The sequence below is a fragment of the Streptomyces sp. NPDC021093 genome (assembly GCF_044333135.1).
Classification (GTDB): Bacteria; Actinomycetota; Actinomycetes; order Streptomycetales; family Streptomycetaceae; genus Streptomyces.
The window spans coordinates 135,047-160,743 of sequence record NZ_JBIRQJ010000009.1 but is presented as its reverse complement, the minus strand read 5'-3'; the positions used below and the strand labels follow the sequence as shown (position 1 = coordinate 160,743).

Sequence of the window (25,697 nt, the reverse complement as noted above, 5' to 3'; positions counted from 1 at the left end):
TGCCGGCCATCGTCAGGTGGGTCGCGAGGACGGGGGTCTGTCAAAAGAACGAACCGCTCTTCCAAGATCTTCGTAGGCGTTGATCGACTGCTCGGTTTCGGCCCGGATGAGAGTCTCACTGCGGCAAGGTGGTGGCGTGTGATGTCGAGCTGAGGGACCTGCTGCCGCATCTGTCATCGGTGCTGGTCGAGACGGCGGAGACTGACGGAGCCCTGATCCGCATCACAGCGCGGACCGCAGACACGGTGCCGGTGAGCTGTCCCGCCTGCGGACAGCCCTCGGAATGGGAGCACAGCCGCTATGTCCGGCGGGTCGCCGACGATGCGATCGGTGGCAGACCTGTGATGATCAACGTGTGGGTACGGCGCCTGTACTGCGAAAACCACGGCTGCGCGAAGACCACCTTCGTCGAGCAGGTTGATGGACTACTGACCGAGCGCTACCAGTGCAGAACCCCGGCACTACGAAGGGTAGTTGAGGCCTGCGCCGTGGTCTTGGCGGGATCAGCCGCCGCACGGCTACTGACCGTGCTGCATCAAACGCTGACCCTGGCAACGGTGCTCAATTGCCTGATACGACCACCGCGAAGCGCGTAGGGGTGCAGGAGACCCCGTCACTAGACCGGAGGGAGGAAACGGAGGGGAGCGCCTTCTCACATGTACTCGGCCACGTGGACGGTGAGGTCGAGGAGGCGGTTGCTGTAGCCCCATTCGTTGTCGTACCAGCCGAAGACCTTGATCAGGTCGCCGTGTACCTGAGTGAGACCCGGGTCGAAGAGGCAGGAGGCGGGGTCCTTGATGACGTCGCGGGAGACGATCGGGGCGTCGGCGACGCGGAGGATTCCGTGGAGGGAGCCGTCCGCGGCGTCGGTGAACGCGGCGTTGATCTCCTCGGCGTCGGCCTCGCGGTTCAGGACGACGGTGAGGTCGGTGAGGGAGCCGTCCTCGACGGGGACGCGGACGGCCAGGCCGTCGAGGAGGCCGGCGAGTTCGGGGACGACGAGGCCGACGGCGCGGGCGGCGCCGGTGGACGTGGGGATGATGCTGAGGGCGGCGGAGCGGGCCCGGCGGAGGTCTTTGTGCGGGCTGTCGAGGAGGGCCTGGTCGTTGGTGTAGCCGTGGATGGTGGTCATCAGGCCGCGGGCGATGCCGAAGCGTTCGTGCAGGACGGTGGCCATGGGGACGACGCAGTTGGTGGTGCAGGAGGCCGCTGAGACGACGTGGTGTTCCAGCGGGTTGTACGCGTCGTGGTTGATGCCCATGACGACCGTCAGGTCGGAGGCTTTGCCGGGGGCGGAGAGAAGTACCTTGCGGGCGCCGGACTTGAGGTGGACCGCCGCGCTCGCGCGGTCGCGGAACCGGCCCGAGGACTCGATGACGATGTCGACCTGGTGGGCGGCCCAGTCGACTGCGGCCGGGTCGCGCTGGGTGGTGACGGCGATGTGCCTGCCGTCGACGGTGAGGGAGGTCGTGTCGTGCTGGACGGGGAGGCCGAGGCGGCCGTAGGTGGAGTCGTAGCTGAGGAGGTGGGCCAGGGTTGAGGGTGCGGTGATGTCGTTGACCGCCACCACTTCCACGCCGGTGGCGTTGCCGCGTTCCAGGAGGGCGCGCAGGTAGTTGCGGCCGACGCGGCCGAAGCCGTTGATGCCCACTCGTACGGTCATGGGGTGCTCCCTGGGAATGGTTGGCGGTCCGGTGTACTGGTTCGGTCGTGGATCGGTCGTGGATCGGTCGTGGATCGGTCGTGGATCAGTCCTGGTTCGGCACGATGGCCACCGGGCAGTGGGAGTGGTGCAGCAGGGCGTGGGCCGTCGGGCCCAGGTGCAGGCCCACGGGCGTGTGCCTGTGACGGGCGCCGAGGACCAGGAGATCGGCGGTGGCGGTGAGGTCGCGCAGCACCTTGTGGGCGGGGCCCTCGGCGGTGGTGCGGATCACGCGCATGCCGGGGTGGTCGTCGGCCGCGCGCAGGGCGTCGTCGAGGCGGGCCGCCGCCTGCTGTTCGTAGCTGCGCGTGAACCGGGCTGATGCGGACGGGAGGAGGCGCGGGTCCTGGGCGGGGCTGCGCCAGGCGGCCACCGCTTCGAGCCCGCAGGACCGTGCCTTCGCCTGGTGGAGGGCGAACCGTACGGAGGCGGGGTCGGGGGCCTGCCGCTGGACGCCCAGGAGGATCTTTCCGTAGATGCCGTCGCGGTTGGCCTTGTTGCCTCGGACCACGATGACGGGGCATTGCGCGCGGGCGGCCACCGCCAGGCTCACGGAGCCGAGCAGGAGTTCGGTGAGCGGGCCGAGTCCGCGTGTTCCGGTGATCAGGGCCGAGGCATCGTGGGCTTCGCGGAGCAGGGCCGTCCGGGCGTCGTCGGACACCACCGCGGTGGACACCTTGAGGTCGGCCTGCCGCTTCGCGGCGCGGTCGGCGGCAGCGATCACGGTGCGTTCCGCGACGTCCATCCTGGTGGCGCCCGCGAAGTCGTAGCTGAAGGCGGCGCTGTCGTAGTTCTCCCACAGCGAGGCGTGCACGAGCCGGAGCGGCAGTCCGCTCCGGGCGGCTTCGTCGGCGGCCCAGTCGACCGCCTGAAGGCTCGATTCCGAACCGTCGACACCCACGATCAGAGGCAGTTCCATGCTGTTACCCACCTTTCGGCTCGTCGTTCAGGAGCTCGGGAGGAGCTGTCCCGGCCAGGCTCGCCGCTGCGCCCGGCCTCCGGCAGGGTCCGGTCCGGCCCAGGGCGAGGGCCGATCGGTCCCCATTCAGGGAAGCGCTGTGCGGCGCTGGTCAGCGGGAGATCAAGGCTCGGGCGATGCCGTCGGCCCATTCCTCGATGGCCTCCCAGTCGCGGTAGTCGCCGTACCGGCACCCCATGAGGCGGAACATGATTCGCCCGCTGAGCGGGAACTGATCGCGCGCGACGACGCCCGACAACAGACGGTGGTCCCGGTACGACGCCAGGCCTTGCAGACCGTTGACGATCAGCGGTCCCTCCTTGGCCGCGAGCCGTTTCCAGGGCCTGCGCAGGGCTCCCGGCATGCCCACGCTGAAGAGCCACAGGGGACGGCTGCCGAGCGCGTCGCCGTAGCGGTGGACGAAGTCCTTGGCCGGTGGCAGCCACGCTTGGCCGTGGACGGCGCTGCCGAGCACGAAGGCGTCGTACCTGTCCGGTACTTCGATTCGGCTCATCGCCCGCACATCGGCCTTGAGACCGTGCTCCGTGAGTCGCGCTCCGAGACGTTCGGCGATCTCCCGGGTGGAACCGTGAGCGGTCGCGTAGCCCACCAGGATGTCCATGACGTTCACCTCCCTCGGTAGTCCTGCCGCGTGGTGGGTGGCCTTGCGCTTCCAGCCTCGTCCGCCGGCCTCCCTGGGACGAGATGCCACTGGGCCCCTGTGCAGGGGCTGGGTGGCCCTGGTAGGGCGAGGCGAAGGGGACCGGTTGCCCGGAGGGTGCGACCCGGTCGGCCCGCGGACGGCCACCGGTTCCGGCGGCACGCTGCGGGTGACGGCACGGCCCCGTGCTCGAAGGCCCGAGGGGGCGGCGATGATTCCTCTGATCCTGCTGGCAGCGACAGTGCTGGGTGCTGTGGTGATCTTCGGCCATTCCTCGTTCGTCGTGGGCTTCGCCCTCCTGGCGGGCGGCGTCCTGGGCCTCATCAGCTTCCTAGCCGCCCAGGGGCGGCAGATGCCCGGTGAGCGGGAGAAGATCGTCGACGAGCGCCACTACATCGGCGGCCACGACCACCACCGGGACCACTACGACGAATACGACCACCGCCGCTGAAGAAGCGCCTGAGAGCCTGCGGGCCCCGGCCGGGGCCCGCAGGCTCTCAACTGCCCAGTGAGCGCGCATGGTCGGGCACATGGTGCTGAAGATCCCGCGGCGGACGCCGGTACCCCGTGCCCGGAGGCCGTCGCGGGAGCCGCAGCGGTCTGCCGGGCACCGCGCGGTAGGGGACCGTGGTCAGCAGGTGGGCGATCATGTTGAGGCGGGCCGCGCGCTTGTCGTCGCTCTCGACGACGTACCAGGGTGCCTCGGCGATGTCGGTGTGGACGAACATGTCGTCCTTCGCCCGCGAATACGCCTCCCACCTGCTGATCGAATCCATGTCGATCGACGAGAGCTTCCAGCGCCGGGTGGGGTCCTCCAGCCTTCGGCGGAAGCGTTCCTCCTGCACGGCGTCGCTCACCGAGAACCAGTACTTCCGCAGCAGGATTCCGTCCTCGACCAGCATCCGTTCGAAGGCCGGGCACTGCCGGAGGAAGAGTTGGTGCTCCTGCGGCGTACAGAAGCCCATGACGTGCTCCACACCTGCCCGGTTGTACCAGCTGCGGTCGAACAGGACGATCTCTCCGCCGGCCGGGAGGTGCTGGACGTACCGCTGGAAGTACCACTGGCTCCGCTCGCGGGCGGTGGGCGTCGGCAGGGCGACGATGCGGGCGGCACGCGGGTTGAGGTGTTCGGCGACCCGTTTGATGGTGCTGCCCTTGCCCGCCGCGTCCCGGCCCTCGAACACCACGACCAGCCGGACGCCCTCCGCCCGCACCCATTCCTGGAGGGCGACGAGTTCCGTCTGGAGCCGGTACAGCTCGGCCTCGTACACGGTCCGCGGCACCACGGACGCTTCCTTCCTTCCGCCCGTACCGTGCTTCGGACTTCTGGTGGGCGACATCTGTGCCTCCTGTCCATGGCGGCATTCCGTGCGGTCCGTCACGTGTGGGGCACCACGACCACGGGGCACAGGACGTGGTGGATCACGGCGTGGGTGGTGGGGCCGAGATGCGGTCCGGCGTTGGCGGGGCGGCCTACGACGAGGAGGCTCGCGTTGGCGGACGCCTTCAGCAGGTGGTGGCCGGCCCGTCCGTGGACGGTCTCCGGAACGACCTCGGTGCCCGGGAACTTGTGCTGCCAGGAGCCGAGCACGGCTGCCAGTCGGCGCAGCCGCTGCTGCCCCGGGTCCTCAAGAGCGGCAGAGGGTACGAGCGGCAGCGTCCAGGCGTGCAGTACGTGCAGGGCCGTGTGTCGGGCCGCCGCCGCGTCGAATGCGTACTCCAGCAGCTCGTCGCAGGGGCGGTCCAGGTCGAGCCCAAGGAGGACCGGCCGGTACGGCGCGCCCGGTGCACCCGCGCGTTCGTCGGCCGGCTGCTCCCCGGCCCGTACGAGCGCGACCGGGCAGGTGGCGCGCGCGGCGAGTGAGAGCGCCACCGAGCCGACCATGAGCCCGGTCAGTGCGCTGTTCCCGCGCGAGCCGACGACGAGCAGGTCCGAGGTCTCGGCCATGGCCAACAGGGCCGGCACCGGCGGGCCGGTGACCGGTTCCTCAAGGATGCCGAGTGCGGGGTGGGCGTAGGAGAGGTGCAGCGTCGCCCGGTCCAGTGCGCTCTGTTCCCGGGCGGCAGCGTCGCCGGTGGACGGTTGCCGGGGCTGCGTCGGTGCGGTGAAGGCGTGCACCAGGTGCAGGGGCAGCCCGCGGAGCTGGGCTTCGCGGGCTGCCCAGTCCGCGGCGTCCAGGCTTTCGGGCGAGCCGTCGACGCCGACGGTGATCGTGCGCTGGGTGGGCATGGGGCACACCTCCGTGAGGTGGAACACGAGTGGGACGGGGTCAGCCGGTCCAGGTCCGGTCGGCGACCTCGGGGAGGTCCACGCCGTGGGCGCGGATCCAGGTGTGGTGGCGGGTGCGGGCGTCCGCCATGGTCTGGCGTACGGTCGCGGCGCGGACGGCGAGTCCCGGCACGCGGTCGATGACGTCCATGACGAGGCGGTACCGGTCGAGGTCGTTGCGGACGACCATGTCGAAGGGTGTGGTGGTGGTCCCCGCCTCCTTGTAGCCGCGTACGTGCAGGTGCGGGTGGCCGGTGCGGCGGTAGGCGAGGCGGTGGATGAGCCAGGGGTAGCCGTGGTAGGCGAAGATCACCGGTTTGTCGGGGGTGAACAGGGCGTCGTACTCGGAGTCGGGCATGCCGTGCGGGTGTTCCTCGCGCGGCAGCAGGCGGGTCATGTCGACGACGTTGACGACCCGTACGGCCAGGTCGGGGAGGTGGTGGCGGAGCAACTGGGCTGCTGCCAGGACCTCTTGGGTGGGTACGTCGCCCGCGCAGGCCAGCACCACGTCGGGCGGGCGGGTGTGGTCCTCCGTACCGGCCCATTCCCAGATGCCGGCGCCGCGGGCGCAGTGGGTGCGGGCGTCGTCCAGGGAAAGCCAGTCGAAGGAGGGCTGTTTGCTCGCGACGACGACGTTGACGCAGTCCCGGCTGCGCAGCACGTGGTAGATCTGGCCGGCGGCAAGGTAGTTGGCGGCGCGCCAGTGGGAGTCCAGGTCGGCCATGCGGTCGTGAGCCACGTTGCCTTCTCCGTCTACGAGTCGGGACGTACGGGTTACCGGCACGGCTGTGTTCAGTCGTGCGGGACGACGGCCACCGGGCAGGCGGCGTGGTGCAGGACGCCGTGGCCGACGGGACCGAGCTGCATCCCGAGGTGCCCCTTGCGCCGCCGCGCGCCGACCACCAGCAGGTCCGCCGTGAGGGAGGCGTCAAGGAGCGCGGACCGCGCGGGGCCTTCGACGACCTCACGCCGGACCGCGACGTCGGCGAACTCGGGACGGGCGTGCACCGCGGCCTTCAGTGCCTCCGTGACGTGGCGCTCCGCCCGCAGCCGGTGGTCGTCGGGCACGGCCCTGGGATAATCGGGGACCTCGTGGGCAGGGCAGCGCCAGGCATGCACGACCGTCACCGACGCTCCGCGCAGCAGCGCCTCGCGGAAGGCGAACTCCAGCACGGGCGCGGCTTCCTCGGGCGCGTCCACACCGATGGCGACCGTACGTACGGCACCCGGCTCCTTCCCCTTCGCGCCACGTACGACGATCACGGGCGAACCGCAATGCGCGGCCACCGCCAGACTCACCGACCCGAGCAGCAGTTCCGCCAGCTCGCCGTGCCCCCGGCTGCCGACCACGACGGCGTCGGCCTCCTCGCCGAGTCGCGCGAGCGCGAAGGCCGGGTCCTCGGCGACCACCGTGCTCCTGACCTCCACCGCGGGCTGTCGGCGCACCGCGCGCTCCACCGCCGTGGCGGCGACGTTGTCGGCATAGACCTGGAGGGAGGGGCGGCTGTAACCGAAGGCCGGCTCCAGGGCGGCGTAGTGCTCCCACCGCCAGGCGTGGACGACCCGCAGTGGCGCCCCGCGTGCCGCCGCCTCGTCGGCGGCCCAGTCCAGGGCGGCCAGGCTCGGCTCAGACCCGTCGACCCCCACGATCAGCTGCTCGTGCACCGTGACACCACCTTCCGGTACGCCCCTCGGCAGAGGCGCTGCGGGGCTCTGCTGCGGACGCTTCCACGCGGAAGCCGCGCGGGGGAGGGGATAACCGGCCCAGGACAGGGCCTTTCGGCCCCTGCCGCAGGTCCCGTCGCAGTGGGCACGGTGGAGGCCCCGCCGACGGAAGGAAGCGCCATGATCACGCGGCCACGCATCGCTGTGATCGGTGTCGGCAATGAGTTCCGCCGGGACGACGGCGTGGGATGGGCGGTGGTCGGACGCCTCCGTGAGGACTTCGCCGTCCTGTCCTCGTTCGCGGACGTGGCCCTTGCGGTCTGCGACGGTGACCCCGTCCGGCTCATCGGGCTGTGGGAGGGGGCCGACCTCGCGGTGGTGGTGGACGCCGCCCACGCGCACCCCGCCAGTCCCGGGCGGGTACACCGCCTGGAACTGGACTCCGGAACGGCGGGCCGGCCGTCCAGCACCAGTTCGCACGGGCTGGGGCTCGGCGAGGCGGTCGAACTGGCCCGGATTCTGGGCCGGTTGCCGACCCGACTGATCGTGTACGCGGTGGAGGGCGTCGACAGTACCTACGGGCCCGGTCTGTCTCCCGCCGTCGCGGCGGCGGTGGAACCGGTCGCCGGGAGCATCGAGGGCGAGATCCTGCGCCACGGCGGAGCAGCGGGCAGGGGCGGAGGCGGGGGCGGGGAATCGTCCGGCACCGGCTCGGAACCCGCCGGGGGAGACGACCGGCCATGACCTGGACCCCGCGCGCAGCCGCCAGTACGCCCCGCGCAGCCGCCGGGGCACCGTACACGGCCGTCCGCTTCGAGGTGTTCGGCACCGTCCAGGGAGTGGGCTACCGGCCTTTCGTCCACCGGCTCGCCACCGGTCTGGGACTCGACGGCTGGGCCGCCAACACCGACGGGCACGTGGAGGGCGTGGTCGCCGGACTACCTCTGTCTGTGAGGGAGTTCAGTACGCGGCTCCGTACGAACGCCCCGATGCTGGCCCGGGTGCTGCGCGTACGACTGACCGACGCCGAGTATCAACCGGCCTCGCTCGGAACGGGGTTCAGCGTGCGGCACAGCAGTGCGGGACGCCACGGCACCGGCAGTTCCCGGGAGGTCCCGCCCGACGCCGCGATCTGCGACGCCTGCCTGCGTGAACTCCTGGATCCGCGGGACCGCCGCCACCGCTACCCCTTCATCAGCTGCACCGACTGCGGTCCGCGCGCCACCGTCGTCGAGGACCTGCCCTACGACCGCATCCGCACCACCATGCGCCGCTTCCCGCTGTGCGGTGCCTGCGCGGCCGAGTACAAGGACCCCGGCGACCGGCGCTTTCACGCAGAGTCCCTGGCCTGCCCGGACTGCGGACCCCGGCTCTCCTGGCGGGCCGCGCACGCGGGCAAGGAGCTGCACGGCGAGGCGGCGCTGCGGGCCGCGGTCAAGTCCGTCGAGAACGGGGAGATCGTCGCGGCGAAGGGCCTGGGCGGCTATCAACTCGTGTGCGACGCCACCGACGGAGCGGCCGTCGCGGCGCTCAGACAACGCAAGCACCGCCCCGTCAAACCCCTCGCCGTCATGGTCCAGGATCTCGCAGCCGTAAGGGAGTTGGCGTGCGTGTCGCGGACCGAGCGGGCCGCCCTGGAGTCACCGGTGCGTCCCGTGGTGCTGCTGTCCGCCCGCGGCGCGGGTGTGGCGGCCGAAGTCCACCCGGGCACCCGGCGGATCGGGCTGTTCCTGCCGACCACCGGACTGCACCACCTCCTCCTGCGGGAACTGTCCGGTCCGCTCGTCGTCACCAGCGGCAACCTCGCGGGCGGGCCCATCGCCGTCGACGACGAGGAGGCCCGCCGGGTACTGGGGCCGGTGGCAGACGGATTCCTCGTCCACGACCGGCCCATCCGCTCCCGGTACGACGACTCCGTCGTCCAGGCCACCGGCCGTCACCTGCACACCCTCCGCAGGGCACGCGGCCTCGCCCCCGCCTCCCTCCCGCTGCCGGTGCCCGCCCCCGCACCCCTGGTGGCCGCCGGTGCCCAGCTCAAGCACACCTTCGCCCTCGCCGCGGGACGATCGGCCCAACTCTCGCCACAGGGAGGTGACTTGACCGACGCGGCGACCCTCGACGCCTTCACCCGCGGTTACGCCGATCTCGTCCGGCTGACAGGTCTGACCCCTGCCGCCGTCGCGCACGACCTGCACCCCGGCTACCTCTCCACCCAGTGGGCCCACGCCCAGCCGCTGCCCCGCGTCCCCGTCCAGCACCACCACGCCCACCTGGCGGCCTGCGCCGCCGAACACGGGCTGAGCGGCCCCTTCACCGGCGTCGCCTACGACGGCCTCGGCCTCGGCGACGACGGCACGCTCTGGGGCGGCGAGATCATGGTCGCCGACCTGACCGGCTTCCGGCGGGTGGGCCGCTTCGCGACCGCCCCGCTGCCCGGTGGCGAGGCGGCGGTCCGCCACCCGTCACGGATGGCGCTGGGCTACCTCTACGGGCTGGAGGCCCTGGGAGTTCCACGCCCCTACCCCTGGCTGACGCGTGCGTTCACCGACCGGCTCGACCCCCGGGAGGCCGAGGTCGTCCGGACCCTAGCCGAGCGGGGCCTCAACTCCCCACGGGCCTCCAGCGCGGGACGGCTCTTCGACGCGGTGGCGAGCCTGCTCGGCCTCACCGACACCGTCAGTTACGAGGGCGAGGCCGCAGCCGCCCTGGAGAGCGCGGCAGGAAGCGTGCGGACGGCCCCGCTGGCCCACCGGCTGGTACGGGCGGGCGGGCTGTGGGTGTACGACCCCGCCCCGACCCTGACCGACCTCCTTCAGCGGCAGCACGCCGGGGAAGGCGTGCCGGAACTCGCCGCCGCCTTCCACCTCGCCGTCGCCGAAGCGACCTCCGACCTGGTCGCCCGCGCGGTCGCGGACGGCGCCCCGCGCACCGTGTGCCTGGCCGGCGGCTGCTTCGTCAACCGGCGCCTGCTCACCGAAGTCCGCCACCGACTGCGCGCACAGGGACTGCGGGTCCACGCCGCGGAGAGCGTCCCGGTCGGCGACGGCGGCATCAGCTACGGGCAGACGGCCGTCGCCGCCGCCCGCCTCGCGAAGGAGTGAAGACCATGTGCCTGGGCATCCCCGGCCGCGTACTGGAAACCCACGACGACACCGGACTGCGCATGGCCACCGTCGACTTCGGCGGAGTGCGCAGGCCGGTCTGCCTCGCCTACACCCCGGACGCCGTCGTCGGGACGTATGTCATCGTGCACGTCGGGTTCGCCATCACGGAGGTCGACGAGGCCGAGGCCGCCCGCACGCTGGCCGTCCTGCGTGCCATGGCGGGCGCGGTGGAGGCCGAACTCGGCGAGCGACTGCCCGGCCCGGCCCGGCCGACCTGACGGACGCCACGAGCACGCGGCCGCGCCCGATCCGGCTCCGGGCGAGCCGTGACCGTACCTGCTGCACATTCCTCCCGGGAGAGTCACCTGTCCCGGTGGGGCCGAGCCTCCCCTGCTTCGGTCTCCTCCTGTGCTTCGGTCTCCTCCTGGCGCCGGGTGGAGACCGGCAGGGGCAGCGAGAACCACACGGCTTTGCCCTCCTGCGTCGGCAGGATGCCCCAGCCGGAGGCCAGGTGGTCCAGCAGCGCCAGGCCACGCCCCGACTCCTCGTCAGGCCCTGCGGTCCTGATGCGAGGCAGGACGGGGCTGCCGTCGCAGACCTCGACGTGAAGTTCGTCCTTGGTGCGGCGCAGGCGCAGCCGCATGGGGTCGCAGGCGTGGCGCACCGAGTTGGCCATGAGCTCGGAAGCCAGGAGGCAGGCGGTGTCGACGAGGTCTTCGCAGTCCCATCCCCGTAGGGTCCGGCGCAGGAACCGGCGCCCGTCCCCCACGCTGATCGGTCGGGCCGGCAGGAGCGCGGAAACGGCGGTCGTCGGTGCCGGGGGGATGCGGGCGAGGAGGAGGGTCACGTCGTCGGCGTACTCCTGAGGGCCGGGCAGCAGGGCGCCGAGAACGGAGTCTGCGGCCGTTTCCAGGCATGAAGTGTTGGCATTGGCCTTCTCCAGGGTGATGGCGAGGGCGTCGATCTGCTCCTCGATGTCGCTGGTCGGGGTTTCCACCAAGCCGTCGGTGTACAGGGCGAGAACCGAGGCGGGCTCCACCACCACCCGGGTCTCCTGGTGGGGCACTTCGCCGACGCCCAGAGGAACGCTCACCGGAACCGGGAGTCTGCGGACCTGCCCGGTGGGGTCCACCATCAGCACCGGCAGGTGTCCGGCGGAGCACACGGTCAGTGTGCTGTCGTCGAGGTCCAGGATCAGGTAGCAGCAGGTGACGAGCTGGTCGGGCAGTTCGCTGACGACCGCGTCCAGCGCCCGCATCAACTGCCAGGGCGGCATGCCGGTCTTGGCCAGGGCGTGGGAGGCCGAGCGCAGTTGGCCCATGACGGCGGCGGCCTCAAGACCCCGTCCCATGACGTCGCCGATCAGTACCCCCACGCGACCACCGCCCAGTGCGATCAGGTCGAACCAGTCCCCGCCCACGCCCGGGCCCTGCCGTGCCGGGAAGTACCGGCTGGAGGTGTCCATGTCGGGCAGGGGTGCGGGCGAGCCCATCAGGCTGCGCTGCAGGGTCAGAGCGACGTGGCGCTGTTCGTCGTAGAGCCGGGCCAGCTGGGCTTCGGCCGCCTTGCGTTCGCTGACGTCGCGGATGGCGGCGGAGACCAGGGTGCCTTCCGGCGTCTCCAGGGGGCTGAGGCTGATCTCGACCGGGAATTCGCCCCCGTCCTTGCGCAGCCCGTACAGGTCCAGGCCGGCGCCCATGGGGCGTACCCGGCGGTTGTCGACGTAGCCGTGCCTGTGAGAGGGGTGGTGATGGTGAAAACGCTGCGGGACCAGGACTTCCACCCGGCGGCCCAGGAGCTCCTCGCGCCGATAGCCGAACAGGGCCTCGGTCTGGGCGTTGACCAGCTGGATGGTGCCGGCGTCGTCCACGATCACGATGGCGTCCGGAGCGGCTTCCAGCAGGGCCCGGAAGCGTGCCTCCGCCGCCTTGCGCTCGGAGACGTCGCGCACGGCGGCGGAGATGAGGAGACCGTCGGGCGTCTGCAGCGGGCTGAGGCTGATCTCGACCGGGAACTCCGCCCCGTCCCGGCGTAGTCCGTACAGTTCGAGGTTGGCCCCCATCGGACGGACCTGCTGGTTGGCGGAGTATCCCAGCCGGTGGCCCGGGTGCTGGTCCCGGAAGCGCTGGGGCACCAGAACTTCGACGGGCCGACCGAGCAACTCGTCGCGGCCGTAACCGAACAACGTCTCCGTCTGGGCGTTGACCAGGCGGATGATCCCGCCGTCGTCCACGATCACCATGGCGTCGGGTGCCGCTTCCAGCAGGGCCCGAAACGGTTCCTCCGTGACGGGAATCCCGCGTGGACGTGTCCTGTGCTTGGCCGGTTCCATGGAGCATCTCAGCACCCGCCGCACGGCGAGCGGGTGGTTTGTCGCCATCTGCGCTTTTGTGACGGGTTCTTGACCGTTTGAAGCTGCCCCGGCCGGGGCCCGTTCGTCCGGCCGACGGACGGGCGTGCCGATGGATGGGGGAAGCACCGTCCGCGAAGCACGGAAGCCGACGCCGGGCGGAGACCTTGCTGGACGGCTCCCGGAACAGGACCTGCTCGGGCCCGACCGGGAACCGGTCGGCCATTACGTCGCCACGGCTGCGGGGGCACCGTCGAAGCAGAGGGAGCAACGGCGTGCCCCGGCGCTCTCAAGGCTCTCCACGAGTGGGACCGGGGAACCGTCGAGGCGTCCCTCACGACAGTGCACGAAGCCGGCTGTCGGGCAGTGGCCGCCGTTTGCGGGACTGCGGCGGCCACTCGCCGACCACACCCACGGCACAAGATGCCGACGGGCACGGAGCACGACGTGACCGGGGTCGCGCACGGGGCTGTCCCGCACACCGTGCCAGGCGCGGTGAAGGCCGGGACCGGAGAGCGAAGCTGCCCGGCCCGGCGGGCGAGCAACCGACCGGCCCCGGCGGCAGGGCCGGTCGGCCCCTGACAGCACCCGTCCAGCCCCTGCCCGCCGCTCCGGTTCCGCCGGACGCTCGAAGTGCCGACCCACCCTCAGGAGGCCCACGATGACGGACGGCGCGCACCCCGGCCCCCCGGCCCACGCCCTGCTCGCGGACGGCACGACCACGTGCATCCGTACCGCCGGCCCGGACGACCGGGCGCAACTGCGGTCGCTGTACGAGGAGATGTCCCCGGAGCACCTGAGGCTGCGGTTCTTCGCCGCGAGCCGCCGCTCCGCCGAGCAGGCCGCGGACCGGGCGAGCGCCCCGGCCCGGCCCGGTTACCTGGCGCTGCTCGCCGAGAGCGGGGGCAAGGTGATCGGCCTGGCCGAGTACGAGTGCACGGAGGCAACCGACAGGGGTGAGTTCGCCGTCGGCCTGCTCTCTGCCGATGTGCCCCGCGCCAATGAGCCCCGTACTGATGAGCCCCGCACCGACGGGCCCCGCACCGCCGAGATCTCCCTAGCCGTCGCCGAAGGGCTCCACCACCGGGGCATCGGCACGCTCCTGCTGGAGCACCTCGTCTCGGCCGCACGTGCCGAGGGCGTCACCGTCTTCACCGCCGATGCCCTCGCCGAGAACCGCCAAGTGCTGGAGGTCTTCGCCGACCTCGGTCTGGCCGTCGCCCGTCGGCTGGAGGGCCCCGAACTGCACTGCACCATCCGCCTGGACGAGGACGAGACGTATCTGTCCGCCGTCGAGACCCGTGGGCGCAGGGCGGACGTGGCCAGCCTGGAGCCGCTGCTGCGGCCGGACACGGTCGCCGTCGTCGGCGCGCGCCGCAAGCCGGGCTCGGTGGGCCGGGCGATCCTTCGCAATCTGCGCACCGGCGGCTTCCCCCGCTGGCTCTTCGCCGTCAACCCGCACGTCGACTCACTGCTGGGCGTGCCGTCCTTCCCCTCGGTCACCGCACTGCCCCGGATCCCCGACCTGGCCGTGCTCGCCGTCCCCCTGCCCGCCCTGGTGCCCGTCGCCGAGGAGTGCGGCAAGAGCGGAGTGCGCGCACTGGTCGTGGTCTCCGCCGGGCTGGACGCAGGCCTGGGCGCGGACCTGCTGGCCGTGTGCCGCCGTTACGGGATGCGGCTCGTGGGCCCCAACTGCCTCGGCGTCGCCAACACCGACCGGGGCATGTCCCTGGACGCGACCTTCGCCGCCCATCACCCCCGGCCCGGCTCCGTAGGTGTCGCCGTGCAGTCCGGCGGGGTCGGCATCGCCCTGCTGAGCGGGCTGTCCCGGCTGGGCCTCGGAACGTCCAGCTTCGTCTCGCTGGGTGACAAGTACGACGTCAGCGGCAACGACATGCTTCAGTGGTGGGAGGCCGACGGTCGCACCGAACTGGCCCTGCTGCACCTGGAGTCCTTCGGCAACCCGCGCGTCTTCTCCCGCACCGCACGCCGCGTCACCCGGCGCATCCCCGTGCTCACCGTGGACGCGGGCCGCACCGACACCGGCCGCAGGGCGGCCGCCTCGCACACCGCGGCAGCCGCCACCAGGACCGTGACCCGGCAGGCCCTGTTCACCCAGGCCGGCATCACCGCCACCCGCACCATCGGCGAACTCCTGGAAACCGCCGCCCTGTTCCACTCCCAGCCGCTGCCCGCCGGGCCCCGGGTCGCGATCGTCACCAACGCGGGCGGGGCGGGTGTCCTGGCAGCCGACGCCTGTGCGGAGGCCGACCTCCAGGTGCCGCTGCTCGGCCCGGACGTACGCGAGCGACTCCTTGCCGTACTGCCGACAGGCGCCTCGGTCGCCAACCCGGTGGACACCACCGCGGCGGTCACCGAGGAGCAGCTGAAGACCTGTGTGGATCTGCTCACCGAGTGCACCGGTATCGACGCCGTCCTCGTGGCCCTCGTGCCCACCGCAGTTGGCGCGGCGACCGGCGACGACCTGCCCGGGGCCGTCTCCCGTGCCCCGGGCCGTCGCTCCCGGGCGGTCGCGGCGGTCTGCCTCGACCAGGACGAACCGGTCGCCCTGTTGCCCGGCGTCGACGGAGGAGCCGTGCCCAGCTACGCCGACCCGCAGGCTGCCGCCCGCGCCCTGGCACACGCCGCCCGGCGCGCCCAGTGGCTCGCCAGGCCGCCCGGCACCGTCCCCACCCTCACCGGAGTGGACACCCCTCGGGCGCACACCGTTGCCGAGGCGTGGCTGGCCGCGCACCCCGAGGGCGGCTGGCTGGAACCCGGCGCCTGCGCAGAGCTCCTGGACTGCTACGGCCTGTCCCAACTCCCGTGGGCCTGGGCCGAGTCCGAGGACGAGGCCGTCCTCGCCGCCGAACGGCTCTCCGGCGTCGACGGCCGGGTGGTCCTGAAGGCCCACTGGCCGGGACTGCTGCACAAGAGCACCCAACGTGCCGTCCTCCTCGACCTGCGCGGCCACACCCAGATCCGGTCCGCCCACCGGGACCTGGAGACCCGCTTCGAGGGACTCATGACCGGAGTGGTGGTCCAGCCGCTCGCCCCACGCGGCATCGAACTCTTCGCGGGCGTCGTCCAGGACGAGGTGTTCGGCCCGCTGGTGCTCTTCGGGCTCGGCGGCACGGCCACCGACGTACTGGACGACCGGGCCGCCCGGCTGGCCCCGCTCACCGGTGCGGATCTGCACGACCTGATCACCGCGCCGCGCTGCGCCCCACTGCTGTTCGGGGAAGGTGGCGCGGGCCCCGTGGACCTGGAGGGCCTGGAGCAGACCCTGGCGAGGCTGTCCGCGATGGCGTGCGACCTGCCCCAGCTCGCGGAGGCCGACCTCAACCCCGTACTGGCACGGCCGGAGAGCGTCACCGCACTCGACGTGCGGATTCGGCTGCTGCCCCGCACCGCCCACGACCCATATCTGCGCCGGTTGCGCTGACCCGAGGTCACGGCGCCGTCCGTCCCGAGAGGAGTGCACGATGAAGCACAGCAAGACCGGCTCCGTGATGACCACAGAGGTCGTCACCGCCCGCCACGACACCCCGTACAAGGAAGTGGCCCGGCTCCTGGCCGAACACCGCATCAGCGGACTGCCCGTCGTCGACCCCGACGACCACGTCGTCGGCGTGCTCTCGGAAACCGACCTCCTGGTGCGCGAGGCGGAGGCCCCCGACCCCTACCGGGCCCCGCGCCGCTTCCACCTGCCCCGCATCACCCCGGCCGCGCGTACCACGCGGACCAAGGCGACAGCCCGTACCGCAGGACAGCTGATGTCCACACCCCCTGTCTGTATCCACGCGGAGAACACCATCGCGGAGGCCGCCCGCAGCATGGCCCGGCACTCCGTCGAGCGGCTGCCCGTCGTTGACGAGGAGGACCGGCTGGTCGGCATCGTCACCCGCCGCGACCTGCTCCAGGTGTTCCTGCGCCCGGACGACGAGATCCGTCACGAGGTGATCGAAGAGGTGCTGGTGCGCACCCTCTGGCTGCCCCCGCAGTCCGTCGGCGTATCCGTCACGGACGGAGTCGTGACCCTCGACGGCCAGTTGGAGCGCCTCAGCGAGATCCCGGTCGCCGTGCACATGGCGCGGCAGGTCGACGGCGTCGTCGCGGTCGTCGACAAGCTCACCTACCGCACGGACGACTCCCACCTCCGGCCCACCGAGCAGGCACTCCAGGGCGTGGCCGACGACTGGCTGCGCAAACTCTGAGAAGGGACGGCCCACGATGACGGTCAAGGTGCTCGTCGCGTACGCGACGAAGAACGGGTCCACGGAGGAAATGGCACGCACCATCGCCCAGACCCTGGAAAAGGAAGGCGTCGTCGCCGACCTCCGACCGACGGCGGAAGCCGGTGACGTACGGGAGTACGACGCCGTGGTGCTCGGCAGCGCGCTCTACGCGGGACGGTGGCTCAGGGACGCCCGCCGGTTCGCCGCACGGCAGCGGGCGGCGCTGGCCGCCCGCCCGGTGTGGCTGTTCAGCAGCGGCCCGCTCGACGCGAGTGCGGGCGAACGGGACATCCCGCCGGTCCGAGGCGTCCGCCGCATCAGCAGCAGGATCGACGCACGGGAGCACGTCACCTTCGGGGGCTGCCTGCGCGCCGGAGCGAAGGGCCGGATGGCCCGGATGATCGTCGACTCCGGCAAGGGCGGCGACTTCCGCGACTTCGCGGCAATGGACGCCTGGGCCCGGCGCATCGCCGCCGAACTCCACACCCTGCTCGTGGATCGGCAGGTGGACTGACGCCATGGATGCGCCGACCCGGCCCGGCGCCCGGCTCGCAGGGTGGCGGTGGCGGCGCAGTCCGCTGCGCCGACCCTGCGACGTCATCGAAGCGTGGACCCGGCTGGTGATGCTGACGCTGCTGCTCGGCGTGGTGCCGTCGGCCGGAGTGTGGACCGGCGTTTCCAGGTACGACACCGCTCGCTCGGAGGCGGACCGGCAGCGCGCCGCCCACCACGTCGTACGGGCCACTGTCGCCCGGAACGCCCCCGACCCGTCCGCCGCCTACGGCACGGGCCGGACGGTGCACCCGGTGTCCGTGCGGTGGACCGGTCCCGACGGCACCCCGCGCGTCGCCGTGGTGCGGGTCGAGGCCGGGACACCCGCCGGCAGCGGGACCGACGTCTGGCTCGACGCCTCGGAGCAGGTGGTCGAAGCCCCGTCGACCGGCGCCGAACTGTGGACCGTGGCCATCAGCACCGGCTGGGTCACCGTGGTCGGCGGCTGTCTGCCGGTGGCGGGGATCTGGTGGGCGCTGCGCACCGCCGCCCACCGCAGGCGGACGGCCGAGTGGGCGCGGGACTGGGCCAGGACCGAGCCGTCGTGGAGCGGTCGGCGGGCCTGAGTCCGCCCGTCCGTACCCGGTGGGCCGCCGGGTACGGCAGGACCACAGATCTGGCCCCGTACGACCCCGATGGGGGCCGGTCGGCCCCTGCCCGCAACTGCCCGTTCCTCCGAACCTGGAAGTGGCAGAGGACAGCGGCCCGGCCCGCCTCCCGCCCCCGCCCAAGGAGGGCAACGATGACCACGACCACCGCCACGGCAGTGCTCGACAAGGACGGGCTCGACGCCCTCGTCGCCGCACTGGTCGCGGACGGCCGCACCGTCGTCGGACCCACCGTCCGCGACGGCGCCGTCGTCCTGGCCGAGCTGGAATCCGCCGGCCAACTCCCGTACGGCTGGGGCGTGGAGCTGGAGGCCGGACGCTACCGGCTGTGCCACCGCGAGGACGGGGCGGCCTTCGCGCACTCCGCGGGACCCCAGTCCTGGAAGAACTTCCTGCACCCGCAGCGGGAGAAGCTGTGGAGCGCCGACCGTACGGCGGACGGCGACGTCACCATGCACGCCGAGCGCCCGGAGCCGCCGTCGTACGCCTTCCTCGGCGTCCGTCCCTGCGACCTGCGCGCCATCGAGATCCAGGACCGCGTCCTGACCGGCGGACACTTCCGCGACACGGGCTACGGGGAACGCCGGAGGGGAGCGTTCCTCATCGCCGTCGAATGCACCGCACCGGGCGCGACCTGCTTCTGCGTCTCCATGGGCGGCGGCCCCGGTACGGACAGCGGGTTCGACCTCGCGCTGACGGAGGTGATCGACGAAGCAGGACACCGCTTCCTCGTCCGGGCGGGCAGTGACGCAGGGGCCACGCTCCTGGACAAGCTGCCGAAGCGTGCGGCCGACTCCGCCACCCGCGACGCCGCCCGCACCGCCGTGGCCGGGGCCGCCGACGCGATGGGCCGGGCCATGCCGCCGGTGAACCTCCAGCAGCTGATGGGGGAGAGCCTGGAGGCCGCCCGCTGGGACGACGTCGCCTCCCGTTGTCTGACCTGCGGCAACTGCACCATGGTCTGCCCCACCTGCTTCTGCACCACCACCGAGGAGGTCACCGACCTCACCGGCGACCACGCCGAACGCTGGCAGCGCTGGGACTCCTGCTTCGACCTGGACTTCTCCCACCTGCACGGCGGGCCCGTCCGCTCCTCGGGCCGCAGCCGCTACCGGCAGTGGCTCACCCACAAACTCGGCACCTGGCACGACCAGTTCGACAGCTCGGGGTGCGTGGGCTGCGGGCGCTGCATCGTCTGGTGCCCCGTCGGCATCGACATCACCGAGGAAGTCACGGCGCTCAAGGCGGAGGCCGACGAGAAGACCCACCAGGAAGAGGCAGAACAATGATCCCCGCGCGCACCACACTGAACGCCCTGCCCGCCGAACACCGCCAACGCCTGATGCGCATCGCACGCGAGACGGCCTTCCCCGCGGGCACCCGGCTCTTCGAGGAAGGCGGGCACGCCGACCGGTTCTGGATCGTCCGCACCGGATCCGTCGCCCTGGACATGCATGTCCCCGGCCGCAGGGCCCCCGTGATCGAGACTCTCGGGCACGGTGAACTCGTCGGCTGGTCCTGGATGTTCAGCCCGTACGTCTGGCAGCTCGGCGCCGAGACCCAGAGCCCCGTACGGACCTACGAGTTCGACGCCACCGCCGTCCGGCTGATGTGCGACGACGACCCCGCGCTGGGCATGGCGGTGAGCCAGTGGGTCGGCCGCGTCCTCACGCACCGGCTCCAGTCGGCCCGCACCCGGCTTCTGGACCTGTACGCCCCCTACGGCAGTGGAGGCGGTGTGCGGCGATGACCACCGCCGTCCCCGTTCCGTACCGGGTCGTGGCGCGCTGGGAGGAGACCCCGGACACCGCGACCCTGCGGATCGAACCGGTCGCCGAGCCCCTCCCGCCGTTCGCGCCGGGACAGTTCGCGATGGTCTGGGCGTTCGGCCGGGGCGAGATACCGCTGTCGGTGAGCGCCATCCCCACCACGGGCGGCCTCGCGCACACCGTCCGCAGCGTCGGCGCCGTCTCCGAAGGCCTGTACGCGGCAAGGGTCGGCCAGATGATCGGGCTGCGCGGCCCCTACGGCACCGGCTGGGAACTGGAGAAGGCCGTCGGACAGGACCTCGTGGTCGTCGCGGGCGGCATCGGACTCGCCCCGCTGCGGCCCCTGGTCCGCGACGCGGTCGCCGACCCGAAAGCGTACGGACGCCTCAACGTCCTGGTGGGCGCCCGCACCCCGGCCGACCTCATGGCGAAGGTCGAGACGAAGCAGTGGCCGACCGCGTACACCGGAGTGACCGTCGACCGGCCCGACGCCCGCTGGTCCGGCCAGATCGGCGTCGTCACCAGACTGCTCGACCGGGCCCGCTTCGACCCGCACCACGCCACGGCGTTCGTCTGCGGCCCCGAACCGATGATCCGCGCCGCCGCCCGTGACCTCGTGCACCGCGGCCTCGCCCCCAGCAGTATCCGGGTCTCCCTCGAACGCAACATGGGCTGCGCCACCGGACACTGCGGCCACTGCCAGCTCGGCCCGCTGCTGCTCTGCCGGGACGGCCCGGTCGTCGGCTGGAACCAGGCCGAACCGCTGCTCTACACAAGGGAGTTGTGAGATGCGTACGACGAGCAGGCCGACCCTTGCGGTCTTCAAGCTCGCCTCCTGCGACGGCTGCCAGCTCACCCTCCTCGACTGCGAGGACGAACTCCTCGCCCTGGCGGGCGAGGTGGAGATCTCCCACTTCCTGGAGGCGTCCAGCACGGTCCGTCCCGGCCCGTACGACCTGACCCTCGTCGAGGGCTCCGTCACCACTCCCGCCGACGCCGAGCGCATCCGGGAGATCCGTGCGGCCTCCCGCCACCTGGTCACGATCGGCGCCTGCGCAACGGCGGGCGGCATCCAGGCACTTCGCAACATCGCCGACATCGAGGAGTTCACCCGGGCCGTCTACGCGCGGCCCGACTACATCGACACCCTCGCCACCTCCACCCCGGTCTCCGCCCACGTCGACGTCGACTTCGAGCTGCGCGGCTGCCCCGTCGACCGCCGCCAGCTCCTCGAAGTCATCACGGCGCACCTGGCGGGCCGCAAGCCGGACGTCTCCGACCACAGCGTCTGCTTCGAGTGCAAGCGGCGCGGCACGGTCTGCGTCACCGTCGCCCACGGCACACCCTGCCTGGGCCCGGTCACGCACGCCGGCTGCGGGGCGATCTGCCCGGCGTACGGGCGGGGCTGCTACGGCTGCTTCGGGCCTGCCGGGCGCCCCGATGCCTCCGGCAGGGCCCTCTCGGTCAACCTGCCCGCCCTCATCCCCGTACTGCACCGCGACGGCATGGACGACCGCGACGTCGAGCGCTTCCTGCACACCTTCAACTCAGCAGCGTTCGAGGATGAGTTGCGGGCCGGCGAGGAGGAAGTGAAGCCATGACGCACCGAGGCTCCCGCGTCCTGCACGTCGGCTCGCTCACCCGGGTCGAAGGCGAAGGCGCCCTGCACCTGAGCGTCCGCGACAACACCGTCACCCGGGCCCGGCTCCAGATCTACGAACCGCCGCGCTTCTTCGAGGCCTTCCTACGTGGCCGTGCCCACACCGAACCTCCCGACATCACCGCCCGGGTGTGCGGCATCTGCCCCGTGGCCTACCAACTCAGCGCCTGCGCCGCGATCGAAGACGCCTGCCACGTCACCGTCGACCCGAAGATCACCGCGCTGCGCAGGCTCCTGTACTGCGGCGAGTGGATCGAGAGCCAGACCCTGCACATCTACCTCCTGCACGCCCCCGACTTCCTCGGCTGCGACGGAGCCCTCGAACTCGCCCGCACCGCCCGCCACCACGTGGAACGCGGACTGCGCCTCAAGAAGTCGGGCAACGCGGTCCTGGAGCTCCTCGGCGGCCGCGCCATCCACCCCGTCAACGTCCGCCTCGGCGGCTTCCACCGCGCGCCCACGATCGCCGAACTGCAGCCCTTGGCTCCGGAGTTGAGGCGGACACTGGACGACGCCTGGCAGACCGTGGAGTGGGTATCCGGCTTCGAGTTCCCGGACGCGACGGTCGACGCGGACCTGTTCGCGCTGACCGCCCCCGGCACGTACGCCATCGAAAGCGGCACCCCAACCGTCCTGCGCGCCGACGCCACCCTGAACACCTTTCCGCTGCACACGTTCCTCGACCGGGTCCGCGAGGAGCACCTCCCGCACTCCACCGCGCTGTACTCCACCCTCGACGGGCGCCGCCATCTCACCGGCTCCCTCGCCCGGTTCGCGATCAGCGGCCGCTGGCTCACCCGCACCGCCCGCGACGCCGCCCGCACCGCCGGACTCGGCGACCCCTGGGACGGAGCGGTCTGCCGCAACCCGTACCGCTCGATCCTGGTGCGGGCCGTCGAGGTCGTGTACGCGGTCACCGAGGCACTGCGGATCATCGAGACGTACGAGCCCCCGGCCCGCCCGTACGCCGATGTGCCACCCGTCGCGGGCACCGGCCACGGCGCGACCGAGGCACCGCGCGGCCTGCTCTACCACCGGTACGCACTCGACGCCGACGGCACCGTCACCGACGCCCGGCTCGTTCCGCCCACCGCCCAGAACCAGGGCGCGATCGAGGACGACCTGCGCCGCACCGCCCAGGCCGCACTCGACGCGGGACAACCGGACGACGCCGAGCTGGCCGCCCTGTGCGAGCGGGCCATCCGCAACCACGACCCGTGCATCTCCTGCTCCACCCACTTCCTCGACCTCACCGTCGAACGCACCCACACCGTCCGAACCCCACCCAGGAGGCCCGCCGTGCCCAGTTCGCCGCACATCGTGAGCGACGTGATGACCCAGACCGTCGTCTCCGTCGGACGCGACGCCGCGTTCAAGGAGATCGTCCTGCTCATGGACCAGTGGAAGGTCAGCGCCCTGCCCGTACTGGAGGGCGAGGGGCGGGTCGTCGGCGTCGTCTCCGAGGCCGACCTGCTGCCCAAGGAGGAGTTCCGGGACCAGGCTCCGGACCTGTCACTGTCCGACCGGCACCCCGCCGCACCTCTGCCGACCGGACGGATCGCGTCCCTCCGGGCGCGGCACCTCGCCGAACTGGCCAAGGCGGGAGCGACCACGGCGGGGGACCTGATGAGCACCCCGGCCGTCACCGTGCACGCCGACACCACACTCGCCCAGGCCGCCCGCATCATGGCCAGGCTCGGCGTCAAACGGCTCCCGGTGATCGACCGCATCGGCATCCTCCAGGGCGTGGTCAGCCGCAGCGACCTGCTCAAGGTCTTCCTGCGCTCAGACGCCGAACTCGCCGCCGAGGTGCACCGGACCCTCGCCCCGCTCTTCCCGCAGCAGGACGTGACAACCTCCGTGGCGGACGGCGTGGTCACCGTCCGCGGCACGATGCACGACCGCCGCCTCGTCCCGGTGGCCGCACGGCTGGCCCATGCCGTGGAGGGCATCGTCGACGTACGGATGGACCTCACCGAGCCGGACACACTCAGCCGATGAAGTACCTCGACGAGTACCGCGACCCCGCCCTCGCCCGGCGGCTGCTCGCCGAACTGGAGCGCGTCGCCACCCGCCCCTGGCACCTCATGGAGGTGTGCGGCGGCCAGACCCACACCCTGGTGCGCCAGGGCATCGACGAACTCCTCCCGGCCGGCCTCCGCATGATCCACGGTCCCGGCTGCCCGGTCTGCGTCACCCCGCTGGAAACCCTCGACCGTGCCATGGCGATCGCCGACCGTCCCGGCGTGATCCTCACCAGCTTCGGCGACATGCTCCGCGTCCCCGGCAGCACCACCGACCTCCTCGCCCTGAGCGCCCGGGGCGCCGACGTACGCGTGGTCTACACGCCCATGGACGCGGTACGCCTCGCCCAGCAGCACCCGGACCGCGAAGTCGTCTTCCTCGCCGTCGGCTTCGAGACCACCGCACCCGCCAACGCGATGACCGTCCTGCACGCCGCCCGCCTCGGACTGGCCAACTTCTCCCTGCTCGTCAGCCACGTCCTCGTACCGCCCGCCATGACCGCGCTCCTCGACGACCCGGCCTGCGAGGTCCAGGCGTTCCTGGCCGCCGGACACGTCTGCGCGGTCATGGGCTGGCAGGAGTACGAACCGATCGCCCACCGGTACGAAGTCCCCGTCGTGGTCACGGGATTCGAACCGCTCGACCTGCTGGAGGGCATCCTGATGGCTGTCGCCCAGCTCGAAGCAGGCCGCCACGACGTCGAGAACCAGTACGTCCGCGCCGTCCGCCGCACCGGGAACACCGCCGCCCAGGACGTCATCGCCCAGGTCTTCCGCGTCACCGACCGGGCCTGGCGCGGCATCGGCACCCTGCCCGCCAGCGGCCTCGAACTCGCCCCCGCCTACGAGAAGTTCGATGCCGCACGGCGCTTCGACGTCGGCGGCCTGCACCCGGTCGAGGACCCCGCGTGCATCGCCGGAGCCGTTCTCACCGGAGCCCGCCTCCCCACCGACTGCGCCGCCTACGGAACCCGCTGCACCCCGCGCACCCCGCTCGGCGCGCCCATGGTGTCCGCCGAGGGCACCTGCGCCGCCTTCCACGCCGCAGGCCGCACCAGGAGGAGCACCGTATGAACACCGCCCTCGCACCGAACGCAGCCTGCCCCCTCCCGTACAGCGAGAACGAACTCGTGCAGCTGGGGCACGGGGCGGGCGGGCGGCTCACCGCCGAGCTGCTCGAAACCCTGGTCCTGCCCGCCCTCGGGGGCTGTGAGACCGGGCCGCTCGAAGACGCCGCCCCGCTCCCCGGCTTCGAGGAACTCGTCGTCTCCACCGACTCGTTCGTTGTCAGCCCACTCTTCTTCCCCGGCGGCGACATCGGCTCACTCGCCGTCCACGGCACCGTCAACGACCTCGCCATGCGCGGCGCCATGCCCCTCGCACTCACCCTCTCGGTGATCGCCGAAGAAGGACTGCCGCTGACCGAACTGCGCACCGTCCTCACCTCCACAGGCAAAGCCGCACGCGAGGCAGGTGTCCCCGTCATCACCGGCGACACCAAGGTCGTGGGCCGGGGAGCCGCCGACCGGCTCTTTCTCAACACCACCGGCATCGGCCGCCGCCTCCCGAGCCTCCGCCCCTCGGCCGCCGCGGCCAGGCCGGGTGACGTGGTGCTCCTCTCCGGTCCCATCGGGCTGCACGGCACCGCCGTCCTCTCCACCCGCGAAGGGCTCGGCTTCGAGACCGACATCGCCTCCGACACCCGCCCGCTGCACCGCCTCGTCCGCGCCCTGGCACCGTACGGACCGGACATCCACGCCCTGCGGGATCCCACCCGCGGCGGCCTGGCGACCTCCCTCAACGAGATCGCCCACGATTCCTCGCTCTGTGTGGAGATCGATGAAGCGGCCGTACCCGTCCCGCCGGCTGTGGCAGCCGCCTGCGACCTGCTCGGACTCGATCCCCTGATCGTCGCCAACGAGGGCTGCCTGATCGCGTTCGTCGCAGCCCGCTCCGCCGACGCGGCTCTGGACGCCCTGCTCTCACAACCCGAAGGAGCGCAGTCCGTACGGATCGGGAACACCGTGCCGGGGCCGGCGGGCCGGGTGGTGATGCGCACCCTCGTCGGCGCGCGCCGGGTGGTAGACATGCCGGTCGGCGAGCAGCTCCCGCGCATTTGCTGACGGTCAATCAATAG

The 25,697-nt window shown here is 72.0% G+C and carries 23 protein-coding genes and 2 pseudogenes; 17 read left to right on the top strand and 8 right to left on the bottom strand.

Going from position 1 to position 25,697, the window contains the following annotated elements; translation table 11 throughout:
* Nucleotides 1-131: 131 nt before the first annotated feature.
* A complete protein-coding gene (locus tag ACH4SP_RS28100) occupies nt 132-596 on the top strand; it encodes a transposase family protein (RefSeq protein ID WP_398418668.1) in 465 nt (154 codons plus the stop codon).
* Nucleotides 597-652: 56 nt separating this feature from the next.
* On the opposite strand, the gene gap is transcribed toward ACH4SP_RS28100, so the two are convergent.
* The 3 genes from gap to ACH4SP_RS28085 all read right to left on the bottom strand — a co-directional run bounded on the left by gap (nt 653) and on the right by ACH4SP_RS28085 (nt 3,282).
* Entirely contained in the window at nt 653-1,663 is a 1,011-nt protein-coding gene (gene gap / locus ACH4SP_RS28095; protein ID WP_398418666.1) for a type I glyceraldehyde-3-phosphate dehydrogenase, read from the bottom strand.
* Nucleotides 1,664-1,748: 85 nt separating this feature from the next.
* On the bottom strand, nt 1,749-2,621 hold the full coding sequence (locus ACH4SP_RS28090) for a universal stress protein (RefSeq protein WP_398418664.1): 873 nt from the start codon (nt 2,619-2,621) through the stop codon (nt 1,749-1,751).
* Nucleotides 2,622-2,772: 151 nt separating this feature from the next.
* Complete coding sequence (locus tag ACH4SP_RS28085; RefSeq protein ID WP_398418662.1) at nt 2,773-3,282, bottom strand: flavodoxin domain-containing protein; 510 nt, start codon at nt 3,280-3,282, stop codon at nt 2,773-2,775.
* 250 nt (nt 3,283-3,532) lie between these two features.
* Between ACH4SP_RS28085 and ACH4SP_RS28080 the strand changes: the two genes are divergently transcribed.
* Nucleotides 3,533-3,772, top strand: coding sequence for a hypothetical protein (locus ACH4SP_RS28080; RefSeq protein WP_398418660.1), 240 nt, complete (start codon nt 3,533-3,535; stop codon nt 3,770-3,772).
* Nucleotides 3,773-3,818: 46 nt separating this feature from the next.
* On the opposite strand, the gene ppk2 is transcribed toward ACH4SP_RS28080, so the two are convergent.
* From ppk2 to ACH4SP_RS28060, 4 genes and pseudogenes are all read right to left on the bottom strand, one after another.
* Nucleotides 3,819-4,661 (bottom strand): polyphosphate kinase 2, encoded by an 843-nt coding sequence (gene ppk2, locus ACH4SP_RS28075; protein ID WP_398418658.1) that lies wholly within the window; start codon nt 4,659-4,661, stop codon nt 3,819-3,821.
* 38 nt (nt 4,662-4,699) lie between these two features.
* A complete protein-coding gene (locus ACH4SP_RS28070) occupies nt 4,700-5,551 on the bottom strand; it encodes a universal stress protein (protein ID WP_398418656.1) in 852 nt (283 codons plus the stop codon).
* A 40-nt stretch (nt 5,552-5,591) separates the two neighbouring features.
* A pseudogene (locus ACH4SP_RS28065) lies at nt 5,592-6,254 on the bottom strand (phosphoketolase); the annotation flags it as partial.
* Nucleotides 6,255-6,382: 128 nt separating this feature from the next.
* Nucleotides 6,383-7,255, bottom strand: a complete 873-nt coding sequence (locus ACH4SP_RS28060) for a universal stress protein (RefSeq protein ID WP_398418654.1) — start codon at nt 7,253-7,255, stop codon at nt 6,383-6,385.
* A 180-nt stretch (nt 7,256-7,435) separates the two neighbouring features.
* On the opposite strand from ACH4SP_RS28060, the gene ACH4SP_RS28055 reads away from it, so the two are divergent.
* Genes ACH4SP_RS28055 through ACH4SP_RS28045 form a run of 3 tightly spaced genes read left to right on the top strand, consistent with a single transcriptional unit; the run spans nt 7,436 to nt 10,637 of the window.
* Nucleotides 7,436-7,999: a hydrogenase maturation protease gene (locus ACH4SP_RS28055; RefSeq protein WP_398418652.1), complete on the top strand. Its 564-nt coding sequence runs from the start codon at nt 7,436-7,438 to the stop codon at nt 7,997-7,999.
* Nucleotides 7,996-10,356, top strand: coding sequence for a carbamoyltransferase HypF (gene hypF, locus ACH4SP_RS28050; RefSeq protein WP_398418650.1), 2,361 nt, complete (start codon nt 7,996-7,998; stop codon nt 10,354-10,356). Before ACH4SP_RS28055 ends, hypF begins: the two co-directional genes overlap by 4 nt.
* A 5-nt stretch (nt 10,357-10,361) precedes the next feature.
* The gene (locus ACH4SP_RS28045) at nt 10,362-10,637 is read left to right on the top strand and encodes a HypC/HybG/HupF family hydrogenase formation chaperone (RefSeq protein ID WP_398418648.1); all 276 of its coding nucleotides are present in this window, start codon (nt 10,362-10,364) and stop codon (nt 10,635-10,637) included.
* Between the two features lie 83 nt (nt 10,638-10,720).
* On the opposite strand, the gene ACH4SP_RS28040 is transcribed toward ACH4SP_RS28045, so the two are convergent.
* Complete coding sequence (locus ACH4SP_RS28040) at nt 10,721-12,691, bottom strand: PAS domain S-box protein (protein WP_398419140.1); 1,971 nt, start codon at nt 12,689-12,691, stop codon at nt 10,721-10,723.
* A 679-nt stretch (nt 12,692-13,370) separates the two neighbouring features.
* Between ACH4SP_RS28040 and ACH4SP_RS28035 the strand changes: the two genes are divergently transcribed.
* From ACH4SP_RS28035 to hypE, 12 genes and pseudogenes are all read left to right on the top strand, one after another.
* The gene (locus ACH4SP_RS28035) at nt 13,371-16,154 is read left to right on the top strand and encodes a GNAT family N-acetyltransferase (RefSeq protein ID WP_398418646.1); all 2,784 of its coding nucleotides are present in this window, start codon (nt 13,371-13,373) and stop codon (nt 16,152-16,154) included.
* A 40-nt stretch (nt 16,155-16,194) separates the two neighbouring features.
* Nucleotides 16,195-16,926, top strand: a complete 732-nt coding sequence (locus ACH4SP_RS28030) for a CBS domain-containing protein (RefSeq protein WP_398418644.1) — start codon at nt 16,195-16,197, stop codon at nt 16,924-16,926.
* Between the two features lie 16 nt (nt 16,927-16,942).
* Nucleotides 16,943-17,461, top strand: a complete 519-nt coding sequence (locus ACH4SP_RS28025) for a flavodoxin domain-containing protein (RefSeq protein ID WP_398418642.1) — start codon at nt 16,943-16,945, stop codon at nt 17,459-17,461.
* A 4-nt stretch (nt 17,462-17,465) separates the two neighbouring features.
* Nucleotides 17,466-18,065: a hypothetical protein gene (locus tag ACH4SP_RS28020; protein WP_398418640.1), complete on the top strand. Its 600-nt coding sequence runs from the start codon at nt 17,466-17,468 to the stop codon at nt 18,063-18,065.
* Nucleotides 18,066-18,241: 176 nt separating this feature from the next.
* A complete protein-coding gene (locus ACH4SP_RS28015) occupies nt 18,242-19,396 on the top strand; it encodes a 4Fe-4S dicluster domain-containing protein (protein ID WP_398418638.1) in 1,155 nt (384 codons plus the stop codon).
* A complete protein-coding gene (locus tag ACH4SP_RS28010) occupies nt 19,393-19,857 on the top strand; it encodes a Crp/Fnr family transcriptional regulator (RefSeq protein WP_398418635.1) in 465 nt (154 codons plus the stop codon). Before ACH4SP_RS28015 ends, ACH4SP_RS28010 begins: the two co-directional genes overlap by 4 nt.
* Nucleotides 19,854-20,663: an FAD/NAD(P)-binding protein gene (locus ACH4SP_RS28005; protein WP_398418633.1), complete on the top strand. Its 810-nt coding sequence runs from the start codon at nt 19,854-19,856 to the stop codon at nt 20,661-20,663. The genes ACH4SP_RS28010 and ACH4SP_RS28005 overlap by 4 nt, the downstream gene beginning before the upstream one ends.
* Nucleotide 20,664: 1 nt before the next feature.
* Nucleotides 20,665-21,477, top strand: coding sequence for an oxidoreductase (locus ACH4SP_RS28000; protein ID WP_398418631.1), 813 nt, complete (start codon nt 20,665-20,667; stop codon nt 21,475-21,477).
* Nucleotides 21,474-22,802, top strand: a pseudogene (locus ACH4SP_RS27995) (Ni/Fe hydrogenase subunit alpha); the annotation flags it as partial. The gene ACH4SP_RS28000 and the pseudogene ACH4SP_RS27995, both read left to right, overlap by 4 nt.
* A gap of 66 nt (nt 22,803-22,868) precedes the next feature.
* The gene (locus tag ACH4SP_RS27990; RefSeq protein ID WP_398419138.1) at nt 22,869-23,537 is read left to right on the top strand and encodes a CBS domain-containing protein; all 669 of its coding nucleotides are present in this window, start codon (nt 22,869-22,871) and stop codon (nt 23,535-23,537) included.
* Nucleotides 23,534-24,634: a hydrogenase formation protein HypD gene (gene hypD, locus ACH4SP_RS27985; protein ID WP_398418629.1), complete on the top strand. Its 1,101-nt coding sequence runs from the start codon at nt 23,534-23,536 to the stop codon at nt 24,632-24,634. The genes ACH4SP_RS27990 and hypD overlap by 4 nt, the downstream gene beginning before the upstream one ends.
* On the top strand, nt 24,631-25,683 hold the full coding sequence (gene hypE / locus ACH4SP_RS27980; protein WP_398418627.1) for a hydrogenase expression/formation protein HypE: 1,053 nt from the start codon (nt 24,631-24,633) through the stop codon (nt 25,681-25,683). Before hypD ends, hypE begins: the two co-directional genes overlap by 4 nt.
* The last annotated feature ends 14 nt before the right edge of the window (nt 25,684-25,697 follow it).

Excerpts from the sequence above, each read along its gene's own strand:
- gap (WP_398418666.1), bottom strand. The coding sequence starts at position 1,663 with ATGACCGTACGAGTGGGCATCAACGGCTTCGGCCGCGTCGGCCGCAAC.
- ACH4SP_RS28090 (WP_398418664.1), bottom strand. The coding sequence starts at position 2,621 with ATGGAACTGCCTCTGATCGTGGGTGTCGACGGTTCGGAATCGAGCCTT.
- ACH4SP_RS28085 (WP_398418662.1), bottom strand. The coding sequence starts at position 3,282 with ATGGACATCCTGGTGGGCTACGCGACCGCTCACGGTTCCACCCGGGAG.
- ACH4SP_RS28080 (WP_398418660.1), top strand. The coding sequence starts at position 3,533 with ATGATTCCTCTGATCCTGCTGGCAGCGACAGTGCTGGGTGCTGTGGTG.
- ppk2 (WP_398418658.1), bottom strand. The coding sequence starts at position 4,661 with ATGTCGCCCACCAGAAGTCCGAAGCACGGTACGGGCGGAAGGAAGGAA.
- ACH4SP_RS28070 (WP_398418656.1), bottom strand. The coding sequence starts at position 5,551 with ATGCCCACCCAGCGCACGATCACCGTCGGCGTCGACGGCTCGCCCGAA.
- ACH4SP_RS28055 (WP_398418652.1), top strand. The coding sequence starts at position 7,436 with ATGATCACGCGGCCACGCATCGCTGTGATCGGTGTCGGCAATGAGTTC.
- hypF (WP_398418650.1), top strand. The coding sequence starts at position 7,996 with ATGACCTGGACCCCGCGCGCAGCCGCCAGTACGCCCCGCGCAGCCGCC.
- ACH4SP_RS28045 (WP_398418648.1), top strand. The coding sequence starts at position 10,362 with ATGTGCCTGGGCATCCCCGGCCGCGTACTGGAAACCCACGACGACACC.
- ACH4SP_RS28040 (WP_398419140.1), bottom strand. The coding sequence starts at position 12,691 with ATGGAACCGGCCAAGCACAGGACACGTCCACGCGGGATTCCCGTCACG.
- ACH4SP_RS28035 (WP_398418646.1), top strand. The coding sequence starts at position 13,371 with ATGACGGACGGCGCGCACCCCGGCCCCCCGGCCCACGCCCTGCTCGCG.
- ACH4SP_RS28030 (WP_398418644.1), top strand. The coding sequence starts at position 16,195 with ATGAAGCACAGCAAGACCGGCTCCGTGATGACCACAGAGGTCGTCACC.
- ACH4SP_RS28025 (WP_398418642.1), top strand. The coding sequence starts at position 16,943 with ATGACGGTCAAGGTGCTCGTCGCGTACGCGACGAAGAACGGGTCCACG.
- ACH4SP_RS28020 (WP_398418640.1), top strand. The coding sequence starts at position 17,466 with ATGGATGCGCCGACCCGGCCCGGCGCCCGGCTCGCAGGGTGGCGGTGG.
- ACH4SP_RS28015 (WP_398418638.1), top strand. The coding sequence starts at position 18,242 with ATGACCACGACCACCGCCACGGCAGTGCTCGACAAGGACGGGCTCGAC.
- ACH4SP_RS28010 (WP_398418635.1), top strand. The coding sequence starts at position 19,393 with ATGATCCCCGCGCGCACCACACTGAACGCCCTGCCCGCCGAACACCGC.
- ACH4SP_RS28005 (WP_398418633.1), top strand. The coding sequence starts at position 19,854 with ATGACCACCGCCGTCCCCGTTCCGTACCGGGTCGTGGCGCGCTGGGAG.
- ACH4SP_RS28000 (WP_398418631.1), top strand. The coding sequence starts at position 20,665 with ATGCGTACGACGAGCAGGCCGACCCTTGCGGTCTTCAAGCTCGCCTCC.
- ACH4SP_RS27990 (WP_398419138.1), top strand. The coding sequence starts at position 22,869 with ATGACCCAGACCGTCGTCTCCGTCGGACGCGACGCCGCGTTCAAGGAG.
- hypD (WP_398418629.1), top strand. The coding sequence starts at position 23,534 with ATGAAGTACCTCGACGAGTACCGCGACCCCGCCCTCGCCCGGCGGCTG.
- hypE (WP_398418627.1), top strand. The coding sequence starts at position 24,631 with ATGAACACCGCCCTCGCACCGAACGCAGCCTGCCCCCTCCCGTACAGC.